The organism is Phycicoccus jejuensis (assembly GCF_000720925.1).
In the GTDB taxonomy this organism is placed as follows: Bacteria; Actinomycetota; Actinomycetes; order Actinomycetales; family Dermatophilaceae; genus Phycicoccus; species Phycicoccus jejuensis.
Window position 1 is genome coordinate 248982 of record NZ_JOEE01000002.1, and the last position, 14423, is coordinate 263404.

General features: G+C 74.5%; 14 protein-coding genes. 3 read left to right on the plus strand and 11 right to left on the minus strand.

What is annotated here, in order from left to right; all coding sequences use genetic code 11:
- Positions 1–194: 194 nt before the first annotated feature.
- The 9 genes from IG69_RS0105115 to IG69_RS0105155 all read right to left on the minus strand — a co-directional run bounded on the left by IG69_RS0105115 (position 195) and on the right by IG69_RS0105155 (position 9504).
- Positions 195–1022 carry a siderophore-interacting protein gene (locus IG69_RS0105115; protein ID WP_157577365.1) on the minus strand — a complete coding sequence of 276 codons (828 nt, stop codon included), beginning with the start codon at positions 1020–1022 and terminating at the stop codon, positions 195–197.
- Complete coding sequence (locus IG69_RS0105120; RefSeq protein ID WP_084696591.1) at positions 1019–1861, minus strand: ABC transporter ATP-binding protein; 843 nt, start codon at positions 1859–1861, stop codon at positions 1019–1021. Before IG69_RS0105120 ends, IG69_RS0105115 begins: the two co-directional genes overlap by 4 nt.
- On the minus strand, positions 1858–2925 hold the full coding sequence (locus IG69_RS0105125) for a FecCD family ABC transporter permease (RefSeq protein ID WP_036829094.1): 1068 nt from the start codon (positions 2923–2925) through the stop codon (positions 1858–1860). Before IG69_RS0105125 ends, IG69_RS0105120 begins: the two co-directional genes overlap by 4 nt.
- Positions 2925–3977, minus strand: a complete 1053-nt coding sequence (locus IG69_RS0105130; protein WP_084696592.1) for a FecCD family ABC transporter permease — start codon at positions 3975–3977, stop codon at positions 2925–2927. Before IG69_RS0105130 ends, IG69_RS0105125 begins: the two co-directional genes overlap by 1 nt.
- A complete protein-coding gene (locus IG69_RS0105135) occupies positions 3974–5029 on the minus strand; it encodes an ABC transporter substrate-binding protein (protein ID WP_030527102.1) in 1056 nt (351 codons plus the stop codon). Before IG69_RS0105135 ends, IG69_RS0105130 begins: the two co-directional genes overlap by 4 nt.
- 201 nt (positions 5030–5230) lie before the next feature.
- Positions 5231–6448 (minus strand): ABC transporter permease, encoded by a 1218-nt coding sequence (locus IG69_RS0105140; protein WP_036829100.1) that lies wholly within the window; start codon positions 6446–6448, stop codon positions 5231–5233.
- Positions 6448–7329, minus strand: coding sequence for an ABC transporter ATP-binding protein (locus IG69_RS0105145; protein ID WP_030527104.1), 882 nt, complete (start codon positions 7327–7329; stop codon positions 6448–6450). The genes IG69_RS0105140 and IG69_RS0105145 overlap by 1 nt, the downstream gene beginning before the upstream one ends.
- 52 nt (positions 7330–7381) lie before the next feature.
- Positions 7382–8086 carry a response regulator gene (locus IG69_RS0105150; RefSeq protein ID WP_281174718.1) on the minus strand — a complete coding sequence of 235 codons (705 nt, stop codon included), beginning with the start codon at positions 8084–8086 and terminating at the stop codon, positions 7382–7384.
- The gene (locus IG69_RS0105155) at positions 8083–9504 is read right to left on the minus strand and encodes a sensor histidine kinase (RefSeq protein WP_051750242.1); all 1422 of its coding nucleotides are present in this window, start codon (positions 9502–9504) and stop codon (positions 8083–8085) included. The genes IG69_RS0105150 and IG69_RS0105155 overlap by 4 nt, the downstream gene beginning before the upstream one ends.
- Positions 9505–9589: 85 nt before the next feature.
- On the opposite strand from IG69_RS0105155, the gene IG69_RS0105160 reads away from it, so the two are divergent.
- Positions 9590–10198, plus strand: a complete 609-nt coding sequence (locus IG69_RS0105160) for a GrpB family protein (protein WP_030527107.1) — start codon at positions 9590–9592, stop codon at positions 10196–10198.
- A gap of 117 nt (positions 10199–10315) precedes the next feature.
- Positions 10316–10678, plus strand: coding sequence for a YciI family protein (locus IG69_RS0105165; RefSeq protein WP_030527108.1), 363 nt, complete (start codon positions 10316–10318; stop codon positions 10676–10678).
- A gap of 28 nt (positions 10679–10706) precedes the next feature.
- On the opposite strand, the gene serS is transcribed toward IG69_RS0105165, so the two are convergent.
- Both serS and IG69_RS0105175 read right to left on the minus strand, forming a co-directional pair.
- Entirely contained in the window at positions 10707–11975 is a 1269-nt protein-coding gene (gene serS / locus IG69_RS0105170) for a serine--tRNA ligase (protein WP_030527109.1), read from the minus strand.
- Between the two features lie 66 nt (positions 11976–12041).
- Complete coding sequence (locus tag IG69_RS0105175; RefSeq protein WP_030527110.1) at positions 12042–12677, minus strand: LysE family translocator; 636 nt, start codon at positions 12675–12677, stop codon at positions 12042–12044.
- Between the two features lie 203 nt (positions 12678–12880).
- Here IG69_RS0105175 and IG69_RS0105180 point away from each other — a divergent pair, with 203 nt between their 5' ends.
- Positions 12881–14422 carry an ABC transporter substrate-binding protein gene (locus IG69_RS0105180; protein ID WP_030527111.1) on the plus strand — a complete coding sequence of 514 codons (1542 nt, stop codon included), beginning with the start codon at positions 12881–12883 and terminating at the stop codon, positions 14420–14422.
- The last annotated feature ends 1 nt before the right edge of the window (position 14423 follow it).

The window sequence follows — 14423 nt, forward strand, 5'->3', positions numbered from 1 at the left end:
CCGATCCCGACCGCGGCGACCCCGCACGTGCGGGCTTGTCGAGTCCGCGGCCGATCCCGACCGCGACAACCCCGCACGTGCGGGCTTGTCGAGCCCGCCGGCCGATCCCGACCGCGACAACCCCGCACGTGCGGACTTCCCGAGCCCGCGGCCCTGTTCCGACAGCGACAACCCCGCACGTGCCGGGCTTTGCGTCAGGGGCGGGGGCGGCCGACCTTCCAGTAGGCGCAGAAGAAGACGCCGCGCCGGTCGGTGCCGTGACGGACGAGGACGCGCCGGGCGCCGGCGGCGAGCGAGGCCTCGCCGCACGCCCAGCCGTAGGCGACCGGGCCGGGGCGCCGGGCGAGCTCGGCGTCGAGGGCCGGCAGCACGGCGCTCCCGGGGCGACCCCGGCGCACGTGGACACGGGCGTCGCCGAGGTCGTAGGCGTCGAGCACCCGCGGGTCGGCGACCTCGACGTGCACCTCGACCCCGTGGTCGCGGGCGTCGTCGGCGCCGCCCCACGCGTCGAGGATCGCCGCGACCGACGGCACCGCGGTCTCGTCGGCGACGAGAACCTGACGGCCGCCGGCCTCGAACCCGCGGTACAGCGCCCCGCTCGCCCGGATGCCGACGGCGTCGCCGGGTCGGGCGCGCGAGACCCACGTCGAGCCGGGGCCGCTGTCGCCGTGCGTCACGACGTCGATGTCGACCCGCCCGCGGACGGGGTCGTGCTCGCGGACCGTGTACCAGCGCAGCGCCGGCCGCCAGGCGGGCGGCAGCGCGGCCACCGTCGCGCGCACGTTGACCGGCTCGGGGTCGGGCAGGACGAGCGGGGCGCCCGCCGGCGGCATGAGCAGGCCGACGTACTCGTCCGGCCCGCACGGCACGAAGTCGCGCAGTCCCGGTGCCTCGCAGACGAGCCGGCGCATCCCGGCCCCGAGGTCGTGCACCTCGGCGACGGTCGCCGCGTACTGCGGGAAGTCGGCGCGCACGATGCCGGTCGAGGCGTCGGCGCGGCGCTCGCGGGCCACTGCGCTCACAACACCCTCCGGCGCGGCAGGACCACCGGCGTCCCGGTCTCGGGGTCCTCGATGACCCGCGCGGACACCCCGAAGACGGCCTCGACGACCTCGGGGGTCACGACCTCGTGCGGCGTGCCCTCGGCGACGACCCGGCCGTCGCGCATCGCGACGAGGTGGTCGGCGTAGCGCGCGGCCATCGCGAGGTCGTGCAGCACCATGACGACGGTCGTGCCGTCGTCGTCGCACAGGCGGCGCACGAGGTCGAGGACGTCGAGCTGGTGGGCGATGTCGAGGAAGGACGTGGGCTCGTCGAGGAGGAGCACCGGCGTGCGCTGGGCGAGCACCATCGCGAGCCAGACCCGCTGCCGCTGACCGCCGCTCAGGCTGTCGACGGGCACGCCGGCGAGGTGCACGAGGTCGGTGCGCTCGAGGGCGTCGGCCACCGCGACCTCGTCGTCGCGACCCCAGGTGCGGAAGAGCCCGTGGTGCGGATGCCGTCCGCGCTCGACGAGCTCGAGAACGCTGACCCCCTCGGGGACGATCGGCTGCTGCGGCAGCAGCCCGAGCCGGCGCGCGACCTCGCGCGTCGGCAGCGACCCGATCTCGTCGCCGTCGAGGAGCACCTGGCCGCCGCGCGGCCGCAGCAGGCGGCCGAGCCCGCGCAGGAGCGTCGACTTGCCGCAGCCGTTCGGGCCGACGACGGCCGTCGTCCGGCCGGTCGGCACGACGAGGGTCACGCCGTCGACGACCACCCGGTCGTCGTAGGCCAGCCGCAGGTCGCGGGCGGCGAGGCGGGATCCGGCCGGCGCCTCCGCCGGGTGCTGGGGCACGCGGGGTGCGGTCTCGGTCACGGTCATCGGCCCTCCTGGGACGTGGGACGGGAGCGGAGCATCCAGAGCAGGACGGGGGCACCGAGCAGACCGGTGACCAGGCCGACCGGGAGCGCGGTGCCCGGCACGGCGTAGGCGGCGGCGTAGTCGGCCGCGACGACGACGACGGCGCCGACGAGGGCGGCGACGCCGACGGACGGCCGACCGGGGACGAGCCGGCGGGCGATCGGGCCGCTGAGGAACCCGACGAACGCGACCGGCCCGACGACCGCCGTGGCCGCCGCCACGAGACCGACGACGAGGACGGTGACGCCGACGCGCAGGCGGGCGACGCGCACCCCGAGGGCCGCGGCGAGGTCGTCGCCGAGCCCGAGCACCGGCAGCCGCCCGGTGGCGACGAGCAGCAGGGGCAGGAGCACGGCGTCGACGGCGAGCAGGCGCAGGATGTCGGTCCACGTGACGGTGTTGAGGCTGCCGCTGAGCCAGACCAGGGCGTCCTGCGCCTGGTAGATGCTGGCCCGCACGAGCAGCCAGTGCACGAGCGCCGACAGGCCCGCCGCGAGGGCGACGCCGACGAGGACCATCCGGCCGGTGGCCCCGCCGCGCCCCCCGGCCTGGGACAGGATGAGCACCGCCGCGAGGACCGACCCGGCGAGGGCCGCGAGCGTGACGGGGGTGCCCCGCACCCCGAAGGCGACGACGACGAGCACCGCGCCCGCGCTGGCACCGAGGGTGATGCCGAGGACGTCCGGGCTGGCCAGCGGGTTGCGCAGCATCGTCTGGAACGCGGCCCCGGCGGCCCCGAAGGCGGCGCCGGCGAGCACCGCCATGAGGGCGCGGGGCAATGTGGACTCGAGGAGGACGAAGGACGCCCCGGGGACCTGCTCGCCGCCGATGATGCGCACGGCGTCGACGAACGACACGCGGTAGTCGCCGAGCAGCGCGCGGACGAGGACGAGGGCGACGACGAGCAGCAGGAGGACACCCACCACGAGGCGGCGACGACGCCGCGGGCCGCGCCGTGCCCGGGCCAGGGCGTCGGCGGTCGCGGAGGAGTCGCGGACCTCGCTCTCACGCAGGGCGGTCGACATCAGATCCCCTTGACGCGGCGGACGACGAGGACGAGGACGGGCGCGCCGAGCACCGCGCAGACGATGCCGACCTGCACCTCCGACGGCGGGGCCACGAGGCGCCCCACGACGTCGGCGAGGACGACGAAGGCCGGGCCGAGCAGGGCCGAGACGAGGAGGACGCGACGGTGCCCGACCCCGACGAGGACGCGCACCAGGTGCGGCACGACCAGCCCGACGAAGGCGATCGGTCCGGCGAGGGCCGTGGCGGTGGCGGCCAGCAGCACCGCGCCGGCCGCGGCGAGCCCGCGGTGCAGCACGACGTTCTGGCCGAGGCCGCGGGCGAGGTCGTCGCCGAGCGCGACCGCGTCGAGGGTCGGCCCCGAGGTCAGGGCGAGCGCGGCGCCGACGAGGAGGAACGGCAGGACGTCGAGGACCTGGCCGGCGTCCCGGCCGGCGACCGAACCCACCTGCCAGAACCGGAAGCTGTCGAGCGAGCCGCGGTCGGTGACGAGCACAGCACCGATGAGGCTCTGCGCCAGGGCCATCACCGCCGCACCGGCGAGCGCCATCGAGACCGGGGCCCTGGCCCGTGGCGCCATGAGCGTGAGCGACTGCACGAGCACGGCGACGGCGAGGGTGCCGACGATCGCGGCGACGACGTAGCCGCCGACGGAGTCGAGCCCGAGGAAGCGGATGCCGAGGACGACCGCCAGCGCGGCCCCGGAGTTGAGGCCGAGGATGCCGGGCTCGGCGATCGGGTTGCGGCTCAGGCCCTGGAGGACGACTCCCGACAGCGCCACGGCCGCGCCGACGACGAGGCCGATGACGGTGCGGGAGACGCGGGAGGAGACGATCGCAGCCGTCTCGGGATCGGCGCCACCCCCCGTCAGTGCGTCGAGGACGGCACCGGGCGCGAGGTGCTGCACCCCGAGGAGGAGCGAGGCCGCGACCGCCGCGAGGACGACGAGCGCCGACCCCGCCAGGGCCCACGGGAGCGCGACGCGTGCCGACCCGCCCCGCGACCCCCCTGCGGGGGCGGGCCGGGTCGGCGGCGCGGCGGTGGTGGTCACGCGGACGGCTCGCCCTTGACCGCGGAGACGAGCTTGGGCAGGAAGTCCTCGACGGCCGTGCGGACCGACAGCGGGCTGGGCAGCGACATCGACAGGGCGACCTCGTTGTCGGCGCTCGCCACGTAGTGGCCGTCCTCGAGCGCCGGGATGCGGCCGATGAGCGCGTTCTTGCGCAGCTCCTCGGCGCCGGCGCCCTGCTCGGCGTAGAAGACGACGACGTCGGCCTGCAGGCTCGACGCCTTCTCGGCGCTGAGGTTGGCGGTGAACGCGGACGGGTCCTTCGCGCTCAGCTCGGCGACGGTCGGGGAGTCGGCGAACCCGAACTCGCGCAGCATCTGCGGGCGCAGGTCGGAGGTCGTGTACAGGCCGATCGTGCTGAGGTCGGTGGGCGTGAACCAGGCCCAGGCGGCGGTCTTGCCCTTGATCTCCGGGTTGGCGGCGACGGCGTCGGCGATGGTCTTCTCGGTGCTCGCGGTCAGCGCGGCCGCCTCCGACGGCTTGCCGACCGCCTGACCGATCGCCGCCACCTGGTCCTGCCACGGGGTCCCCCACGCCTTCTCGGTCCAGGGCACGGTCGGGGCGATCTTCGAGAGCTTGTCGTAGTCCTCCTGCGACACACCGGAGCTGAGGCCGAGGATGAGGTCCGGGGTGGTGGCCGCGATGTCGTCGAACGGGATGCCGGCGGAGTCGTCGTAGCGGGCCATCCCGGAGGTGTCGGCGCCGATCTCCTCGACCTGCTCGTCGAACCAGTCGGTCGAGCCGGCGTCGTTGCCTCCCCACGTGATCTTCGGGGCGCCGACCGGGACGATGCCGAGCGCGGCGAGGGTGTCGGCGTCGGCCCATCCGACGGTCGCGATGCGCGTGGGTGCCCGGGTCACCGTCGTCGAGCCGTAGGCGTGCTCGATCGTCACGGGGAAGGCGGCCGCGTCGGCGGTGGCGGCGGTCGACGCGCTCGGGGTCGAGGCCCCGGTCGGGCCGGTCGAGCAGGCGGCGAGGACGAGGGCGGCTGCGGCGAGAGGGGCGGCGGTGAGCAGCCGGCGACGCGAGGGCACGATGGACTCCAGTCGGGGTGAGGCTTGCCTTACTTAGGTGAGCCTCACCTTAGCGTCACTCGCTGTGCCGCCGTCAACCTCCCCCGCCATCGGGACCGCGCAGGCGCCCCTCCCCCGGCAGTAACCCCGTCGAGTGAACAGAACACGCCGTGCGCGGCGGACCACGGACGGCGTGTTCTGTTCACTCGACGGGTGGGGCGCCTACTCGGGGGCCACCCAGGCCTGCTTCATCGAGAGCTTGCCGCTCGTCTGGAGCAGCGCCCGCCGGTAGAGGCGCTCGGCCACTCGGAGGACGAGCACCGCCGCGGCCACGAGCACGGCGAGGGCGACGACGGCCTCCCACCACTGCGCGGTCCCCTCGAGGACCCGCGTCGGCATGAGCACGGCCGAGAACGGCGGCACGTACGAGGCGACGACCTTCGCCGTCCCGTCGAGGAAGAGCGACCCGAAGAACACCGCCATGACGAGCATCGTCAGCGGGGTCGCGGTGCTCTGGACCTCCTCGGTCCGCGAGGCGAGGGCCCCGGCGACGGCCCACAGCGCGGCGAGGGCGACGAAGCCGGCGACGAAGAACACGAGGAACCACACGACCGGCCCGCTGACCGCCGTCACGAGGGACGCGTACGGCGTGAGCGACAGCCCGACGAGCCCGACCCCCGCGTAGAGCACCATCTGGGCGATGGCCAACACGCTGTTGCCGACGATCTTGCCGATGAGCAGCTGCCGCACCGGGATCGAGGTCGCGATGATCTCGACGATGCGCGACTGCTTCTCCTCGACGACGCTGTTGGCCAGCGTGATGCCGAAGGTCAGCGTCGCGATGTAGAAGAGGAAGGCGAACGCGAACGCCACGCCCTGCGCGAGGCCGGCCTTCTCGGCGTCGCCGGTGAGCAGCGAGGTCGTCACCCGGCTGCCGGCCTCGAGCCGCTCGACGCTCGTCCCGAGCTCGCCGGCCTGCTGCTCGAGCGTCGCCTGCCGGACGACCTCCTGCGTGACCCGGGTCAGGTCGTCCTGCGACTCGGTGTCGGAGGTCAGCACCCACCCGCCGTCGACGCGGTGCAGCCAGGCGTCGGCGTCACCGGACGTCACGAGCGCGCGGGCGGCGGCGTCGTCGGCCACGGGGTCGACGCCCACCTCCACCTTGTCGTCGATGCCGGTCGCGGACGACGCGAGCCGGTCGGCCATCGCCCGGTCGGCGCTCGTCGCGGCGACCGTGTAGGTGCTCGTGCGCTCGGCGCTCCAGGCCTGCCAGCCCATGAACGCGGCGATGAGCACGAGGGTCACGACGGTGCCGATGACGAACGCGCGGTCGGTCAGCTTGACGACGACCTCGCGGCGGGCGACGAGCGTCCACGCCGCGCGGCCGGCGACCGGCTCGTCGGTGACGGAGGTCTGCGGGGGCGTCAGCGTCGTGGTCATCAGGCGGCCACCTCTCGGTAGATGTCGGCCAGGGCCGGTCGGACGGGGGCGAACTCGTGCACGGCGCCGCGCCCGGCGGCCTCGCGCAGCACGGCCTGCTCGGCGCCCTCCTCGAGGACCTCGACGAGGGCGGTGCGGCCGTCGACGTCGACGACGTGGATGCCGCGCACCTCGCGCACCCAGCCGGCGTCGCGGTCGAGGCTCAGTCGGTAGCGGACGGGACCGCGCGAGCGCAGCTCGTCGGCGCCCCCCGAGGCGACGACGCGCCCCCGCGAGAGGATGACGAGGCGGTCGCAGAGGCGCTCGACGAGGTCGAGCTGGTGGCTCGAGAACAGCACCGGCACACCGGTGCTCGCGTGCTCGCGCAGCATGTCGGCCATCGAGTCGACGGCCGTCGGGTCGAGGCCGGAGAACGGCTCGTCGAGGATGAGCGCCGTCGGCCGGTGGAGCAGCGCGGCGACGACCTGCACCTTCTGCTGGTTGCCGAGGCTCAGCTCCTGGAGCCGGTCGCCCGCACGGCCGTCGAGCCCGAACCGCTCGAGGTGCTCCTGCGCCGCACCGCGCGCCACCGCGGCCTCCATCCCCTTGAGCTGGGCGAGGTAGACGAGCTGGTCGAGGACGCGCTGCTTGGGGTAGAGGCCCCGCTCCTCCGGCATGTAGCCGAAGCGCCGCTGGTCCTGCGCGGTCACCGGGCGGCCGCGCCAGCGCACCTCCCCCCCGTCGATGCCGAGGACGCCCATGACCATCCGCATGGTCGTCGTCTTGCCCGCCCCGTTGCCGCCGACGAAGCCGGTGAGGATGCCGTCGCGGACGTCGAAGCTGACGCCGTCGACGGCGGTCGTGTCACCGAAGCGCCGGGTGAGTCCCTTGATCTCCAACATGCCTCCGACGCTAGGCGTCCGCGGCCGTCGGCGGATCCCCCCGTGGGTGGGTTCAGCCCTCCGCCGGGGTGATGAGGCCCGCCTCGTGCGCGAGGACGACGGCCTGCACCCGGTCGCGCAGCTGGAGCTTGGCGAGGCAGTTCGACACGTGCGTCTTGACCGTCGCCTCCCCGAGGAAGAGCGTGCGCGCGATCTCGCCGTTCGACAGGCCGCGCCCGACGAGGACGAGCACCTCGCGCTCGCGCTCGGTCAGCCGGTCCAGGCCCGGCGGGTCGGGGCGGCGCGGGGCCGGGCGCTCGCTCGTCATCCGCTCGATGACCCGGCGCGTCACCTCCGGCGCGAGGATGCCCGAGCCGGAGCCGACGACGCGCACGGCCTCGACGAGCTGCTCGGGCTCGGCGTTCTTGAGGAGGAAGCCGCTGGCCCCGGCGTCGAGCGCGTCGAAGAGGTAGTCGTCGCGGTCGAACGTCGTGAGGACGACGACCCGGCCGAGGTCCTCGGCGACGATCCGCCGCGTCGCCTCGATGCCGTCGAGCACGGGCATCTGCACGTCCATGAGGACGACGTCGGGCCTGGTCTCGCGGGCGACGACGACGGCCTCGGCCCCGTTCGCGGCCTGGCCGACGACCTCGAGGTCGTCCTCGACCGAGAGCATCATCGTGAAGCCCGAGCGGACCATCGCGTGGTCGTCGACGAGGAGCACCCGCAGCGGTGCGGCGGCGTCGGTCGCGTCCGTCGGGCCGGCCTCGCCGCTCACTGCTCCACCACCTCGGCGTCGGGCAGGCCGTCCGGGCTGTCGGGGACGCCCGGCGCCGTCTCGCGCCACGGGTAGCGGGCCCGGACCCGGTAGCCGCCCGTCGGCCGCGGGCCGATCTCGACGGTGCCGCGGTGCGAGGCCGTCCGCTCGCGGATGCCGAGCTGACCGAGGCCGCTGCCGGAGGTGCCGGCGCGCGGGCGGCCGTCGTCGACGACCTCGACCTCGGCGAACCCCGCGACGTCGTCGAGCCGGACGACGACCGAGACGCGCGTGGCCGTCGAGTGCTTCTCGACGTTGGTCAGCGCCTCCTGCACCGTGCGGTGGATGGAGTGGGCCAGCGGCGTGCCGAGCCGGGACGCGGCCCCGGGCCGGGCCTCGACGACGTCGAGCGCCACGCGGCGACCCGGGGTCGTGCAGGCCGCGACGAGGTCGGGCAGCTGGGCGAGGCCCGGCTGGGGAGCGCGCCCGGGGGCCGCGGCGTCCGACGCGGCGCCCGGCCGCTCGACCTCGCGCAGCGTGCCGAGGAGGCCACGCATCGACGTCACCGCCTCCCGCGAGGACCCCTCGATGCCGGCGAGCGCCGTCCGCGTGGCCTCCGGGTCGCGGTCCATGACCCGCCGGGCGGCCGCGGCCTGGATGCCGATGACCGACACGTGGTGGGCGACGACGTCGTGCAGCTCGCGCGCGATGCGCAGCCGCTCCTCGGTGACGGCGCGCTGGCGCAGCGCCTCGGTCTGGGCCGTGATGGTGGCCGCCTGCCGCTCGAGCACCGCGCGGTCGCGCGCCGAGCGCCACTGCAGCTGGCCGATGACGACCGCCCCGCCGAAGTACACGACGTTGATGACGAGGGTGAGCAGGACCGCCGCGGGGATCTGCCCGAGGACCCCGTAGCGCTCGCCCGCGGTGGCCTCGTCGACGTAGTCCTGCGCCGCGTTGCCGAGGGCGAACTGCAGCGCGATCCACGTGAACATCACGACGACGATGACCCCGACGACGACGAGCATCCAGCGCCGGTCGCGCGCCCACGCCACCCCCGACATGAGGGCGACGAAGTAGATGACCTGCATCGTGAACTGGCCCATGACCATCGGCATCGTCACGCCGACGACGATCATGTGGACGGCGGCGAGCGCGGCGACGGTGACCGGCCAGCGCCGCCGGCCGACGAGCAGCCCGGCGCCGGTGGCGACGGCGAGCCACTGCACCCACCACGGGGCGCCGGTCTCACGGAGCACGCCGACGCTGCGGACGAGCTCGAGCGCGACGAGGCCGAAGACCCCGATGGCGACCGCCCAGGCGACGTCGGCGCGGCCGACGGGCGGTCGCGGCCGCTGCCACGTCTCGTCGGCCCCGAACCACCCGGCGACGCGGGCGAGGAGGGGTCGCGCGGGCTGCGCGGGGCGCACGGGGCTGGGCATGGCGACCAGCCTAGGTCGGGGCCGCGGTGTGCGGCCTCCCCCGCGAGGGGGAGCCGACCTCGGCCCACCGGACTAGGGTGCGGCGGTGGCCACCGCCGAGGAGATCGCGTCCTTCCCCGACGACACCCCGCCCCCCGGCGCCTCCCCGTGGGTCGCCGGAGGGCCGTCCCCGATGGTCGCCGTCGTCGACCCGGATCCGGCCTGGCCGGCGTCGTTCGAGCGGCTCGACGCCCTCGTCCGTGACGCGCTCGGGCCCCGGGTCCTGCAGCTGGACCACATCGGCTCGACATCGGTCCCCGGCCTGCCCGCCAAGCCCGTCATCGACCTCGACCTCGTCGTCGCGGACCCCGACGACGAGGAGCACTACGTCCCCGCGCTGGAGACGGCCGGCTTCGTCCTCTGGGTGCGCGAGCCGTGGTGGGACGGCCACCGCCTGCTGCGGCATGCCGACCCGGCAGCCAACCTCCACGTGTTCGGGCCCGACAGCGCCGGCCCGTGGCGCGACCGCGTCTTCCGCGACTGGCTGCGCGCGCACGACGACGACCGCGACCGCTACGCCGCCGTCAAGCGCGAGGCGTCCGTCGCCGCGGTCGGGGCCGGCGAGCACGCGATGCAGTACAACGCCCGCAAGCAGGAGGTCCTGCGCGACATCGCCCGCCGGGCCTTCGCCGCCGCCGGGCTGCCCGTGCGCTGACGCCGTCGCCGCCGTCCACGGGATCGGGCCGCTAGCGTGTCGATCCCGGCGCGGCTCGCTCGTCATCGGGACGTGGGACGGCTCGACGGGCGGGCCGCCGTGACGGAAGGACGAGTGATGGCCGAGTACCTCCTGTACTTCAACCAGCAGTGGGTCGGGGAGCACCCCGCCGAGTGGTTCGCGTCGAGGGCCCCCCTCGCGCTGGCCGTCGTCGACGAGATGCGCGCCGCCGGCGTCTACGTCTTCGCGGGCGGCCTCGAGGAGGACGCCCCGGTCTACTCCGTCGACCCGACGGTCGGCGACGAGGTGGTCGTCACCGACGGCCCGTACGTCGAGACGCAGGAGTTCCTCGGCGGGTTCGCGGTCGTCGACGTGCCCGACGACGCGGCCGCCCGGGATTGGGGCGCCCGCATCTCCGCGGCCTGCGGCTGGCCGCACGAGATCCGGCGGTTCGGCAGGAACCCGGACCTCCCGGCCTGACCGGCCGGGGTGGCCGGGGCGGGGCGGGTCAGCGGACGGGCGTCAGGACGTCGAGGCCGACGACCGGCCGCAGCGCCTCGGGGACGACGACCGACCCGTCGGCCTGCTGGTGGTTCTCGAGGATGGCGACGAGCCAGCGCGTCGTGGCGAGCGTGCCGTTGAGCGTGGCCGCCACCTCGTTGCCCGCCTCGCCCCGGAAGCGGGTGTTGAGGCGGCGCGCCTGGAAGGTCGTGCAGTTCGAGGTCGAGGTCAGCTCGCGGTAGCGGCCCTGCGTGGGCACCCATCCCTCGCAGTCGAACTTGCGCGCGGCCGGCCCACCGAGGTCGCCGGCGGCGGTGTCGATGACCCGGTAGGGCACCTCGACGAGCGCGAGCATCTCCTTCTCGAGGGCGAGCAGGCGCTCGTGCTCGGCGGCGGCGTCCTCGGGACGGCAGTAGACGAACATCTCGATCTTGTTGAACTGGTGCACGCGGATGATGCCGCGGGTGTCCTTGCCGTACGAGCCGGCCTCCCGGCGGTAGCAGGTCGACTGCCCGGCGTAGCGGACCGGCCCGGCCGACAGGTCGACGACCTCGTCGGCGTGGAAGCCCGCGAGCGCGACCTCCGAGGTTCCGGTCAGGTAGAGGTCGTCGGCCTCGAGCCGGTAGACCTCGTCGGCGTGGTGGTCGAGGAAGCCGGCGCCGGCCATCACCTCGGGCTTGACGAGCGTCGGGGTGATGAGGGGCACGAACCCGAGGCCGATCGCCTTCTGCATCGCGAGGTGCAGCAGGCCCATCTCGAGCCGCGCGCCGACGCCCTTGAGGAAGTAGAAGCGCGAGCCGGCGACCTTGGCGCCACGCTCCATGTCGAGCGCGTCGAGGCCCTCGGCGAGCGCGAGGTGGTCCTTCGGCTCGAAGCCCTCGGCCGCGAAGTCGCGGGGCGTCCCGACATCCTCGAGCACGACGTAGTCGTCCTCGCCGCCGGCCGGCACCTCGGGCTCGACGACGTTGCCCATCGTGCGCATCAGCGCGTCGAGCTCGGTCTGGGCGTCGTCGGCCGCGGCCGAGAGCGCCTTGACCTCGGCGGCGATCTCCTTGGTGCGGGCCAGGAGCGCCTGCTTCTCGTCGCCCTGGGCGCGGGCGACGTCCTTGCCCATCGACTTCTGCTCGGCGCGCAGCCGTTCGTAGGCGGTGAGCGAGGAACGGCGGCGCTCGTCGGCGGCGAGCACGGCGTCGACGACGCCGTCGTCCTCACCGCGGGCACGCTGGCTCGCGCGCACCGTGTCGGGGTCCTCCCGGAGCAGCCTGATGTCGATCACGCGGCGAGTCTAACGACGCGGTCGGGGCCGCCTCCTCCGTGTTTCCCGGTACCGGCCGCGCCCGGCTCAGTCGGGGCGGCCGGTGACGAGCAGGCCGGTGCCGAGGCCGACCATCATGAGCCCGCCGACGCCACCGACCCGCTCCATCCGGCGCGGGGACGACGCGAACCACTCGCGGAACCGCGACGCGGCGAGCGCCACCGCGCCGTCCCCCGCCAGCGCGACGACCGCGAAGACGGCACCGAGGACGAGGAGCTGGAGCGCGACCGGGCCCGTGCGGTCGACGAACTGCGGCAGCAGCGCCATGAAGAACACGAGCGACTTCGGGTTGGTGACGCCGACGACGTAGCCGGCCCGGACCGCGTGCGAGGCAGGCGCGGGCGGCAGCCCGGACGACAGCGCCGCCGCGAGGTCGCGGCGGTGGCGGACCGACTGGACGCCGAGGTACACGAGGTAGCCGGCGCCGACGAGCTTCAGCCCGGTGTAGACGGCCGCGCTCGAGGCGACGAGGGGACCGAGACCGACGGCGATCGCGACGATCTGGGTGAGGATGCCACCCGCGTTCCCCAGCACGGTGAGCAGCGCGGCCCGGCGCCCCGCCGAGAGGGCGCGGCCGATGGTGAAGAGCACCGACGGTCCCGGGATCGCGACGATGACGACCGAGGCGAGGGCGAAGGCGAGGACGGTGGCGGCGGACGGCACGCGCCCAGTGTGGCGCCGTGAGGACGGGGGCCGCACCCCCGTTCGGCGGACACCTGCCGGTGGCGGTCGACCGCTCGGATCGTGAATAAGTAACGTCCATGCGTTCCACTGCGTGACTTGTTGACCTAGCATCGGCCGCGTGGACCGTGCCGGTCCCCGACCTGCGGGGACACGGGCCCTCCGACCACCTCCAGGAGCCGATGATGCCTTCCGTCCGACGACCGTCCGCCCGGGCCACCGCGGCCCTCACCCTCTGCGCGGCCCTCGGCCTCTCGGCCTGCGGAGGCGGGGCCACCAGCGGCACGGCCGCGTCCGGCGACGGGCGCATCGTCGTCGGCATCAGCGCCGACCCCACCCAGACGCTGCCGTGGACGGTCACCTCCAAGCAGGCGATCCAGGTCCTGTCGCAGGTCTACAGCACCCTGCTCGACACCGGGGCGAACTCCGAACCGGTCGCCGGGCTCGCCGAGCTGCCGACCGTCTCGGACGACGGGCTCACCTACACCTTCACCCTCAAGCAGGGCGTCACCTTCAGTGACGGGTCGGCCCTCGACTCGACCGACGTCAAGCACACGTTCGAGACGATCATGGACCCGGAGTCCAAGGCCACGTCGGCGTCGTACTTCGCGAGCGTCGCCTCCGTCGAGGCTCCCGACGCCCAGACCGTCGTCGTGACGCTGAGCCGTCCGGACGCCTCGTTCCCCAGCGGCCTCACCGGGACCAACACCGGCATCGTCCCCTCCGACGCCGACCCGGCGACCCTCGAGAAGACGCCGCTCGGCTCCGGCCCGTACGCCTGGGACACCCGGACCCCGAACCAGTCGATCACCCTGAAGCGCAACGACTCCTACTACGGCGGCACGCCGGGCGCGGCGGGCCTGGAGTTCCGCGTCATCCCCGACGAGCAGGCCATGGTCTCGGCCCTGCGCACCGGGGCCGTCGACCTCACGGTGCTCGACGACCCGATCACCGCGCGGACCGCCGGGACGGGCAAGGTCACGAGCACGGCCGTCGACTCGCTCAGCTACCACGCCCTCCAGCTGCGCGCGTCGTCACCGACGCTCTCGGACGTCAACACGCGGCTCGCCATCCAGTGCGCGGTCTCGCGGCAGGAGGTCGTCGACTCCGCGGCCCTCGGAGCCGGTGAGGTGACCGGCCCCATCACCTCACCCCAGTACCGCTCCGACCCCGCCGCCCAGCCCTGCCCCGAGCAGGACCTGGCCAAGGCCAAGCAGTACCTCGCCGCCGCGGGGACGCCCGACGGCTTCGACCTCAAGCTCATGACGTCGCAGGGCCTGTACTCGACCGCGGTCGACGAGGCCCAGGCCATCCAGGCCCAGCTCGGCAAGGTGGGCATCCGGGTCCAGCTCGAGAGCCTGGACTCCGGCGACTACGTCGACCGCTGGCTGGCGGGCGACTTCGACGCGGCGATCGCGCTCAACGGGGGCAGTGCCGACCCCAACACCATGTACGCCCGGTACTTCACGAGCAAGGGCAGCTTCCAGAAGGTGGCGGGCTACTCCTCGCCCTCGCTCGACCGGCTGTTCACCGAGGGAGTCGCGACGACCGACCCGGCCGAGCGCAAGGCCGTCTACGCGCAGGTCTCGGACGAGCTCGTCGACCAGGCGGCCTGGGTGTGGCTGTTCACGCCGAAGCTGTTCCTCGTCCACGACAGCGCGATGCAGGGGCTCGAGGCCCGGACCGACGCGAGCCTCAGCACCCTGTGGAAGGCCTCGCTCGGCTGAC

Coding starts and splice junctions, on each gene's coding strand:
- IG69_RS0105140 (WP_036829100.1), bottom strand. CDS start 6,448: ATGACCACGACGCTGACGCCCCCGCAGACCTCCGTCACCGACGAGCCG.
- IG69_RS0105120 (WP_084696591.1), bottom strand. CDS start 1,861: ATGACCGTGACCGAGACCGCACCCCGCGTGCCCCAGCACCCGGCGGAG.
- IG69_RS0105145 (WP_030527104.1), bottom strand. CDS start 7,329: ATGTTGGAGATCAAGGGACTCACCCGGCGCTTCGGTGACACGACCGCC.
- IG69_RS0105125 (WP_036829094.1), bottom strand. CDS start 2,925: ATGTCGACCGCCCTGCGTGAGAGCGAGGTCCGCGACTCCTCCGCGACC.
- IG69_RS0105155 (WP_051750242.1), bottom strand. CDS start 9,504: ATGCCCAGCCCCGTGCGCCCCGCGCAGCCCGCGCGACCCCTCCTCGCC.
- IG69_RS0105165 (WP_030527108.1), top strand. CDS start 10,316: ATGGCCGAGTACCTCCTGTACTTCAACCAGCAGTGGGTCGGGGAGCAC.
- IG69_RS0105180 (WP_030527111.1), top strand. CDS start 12,881: ATGCCTTCCGTCCGACGACCGTCCGCCCGGGCCACCGCGGCCCTCACC.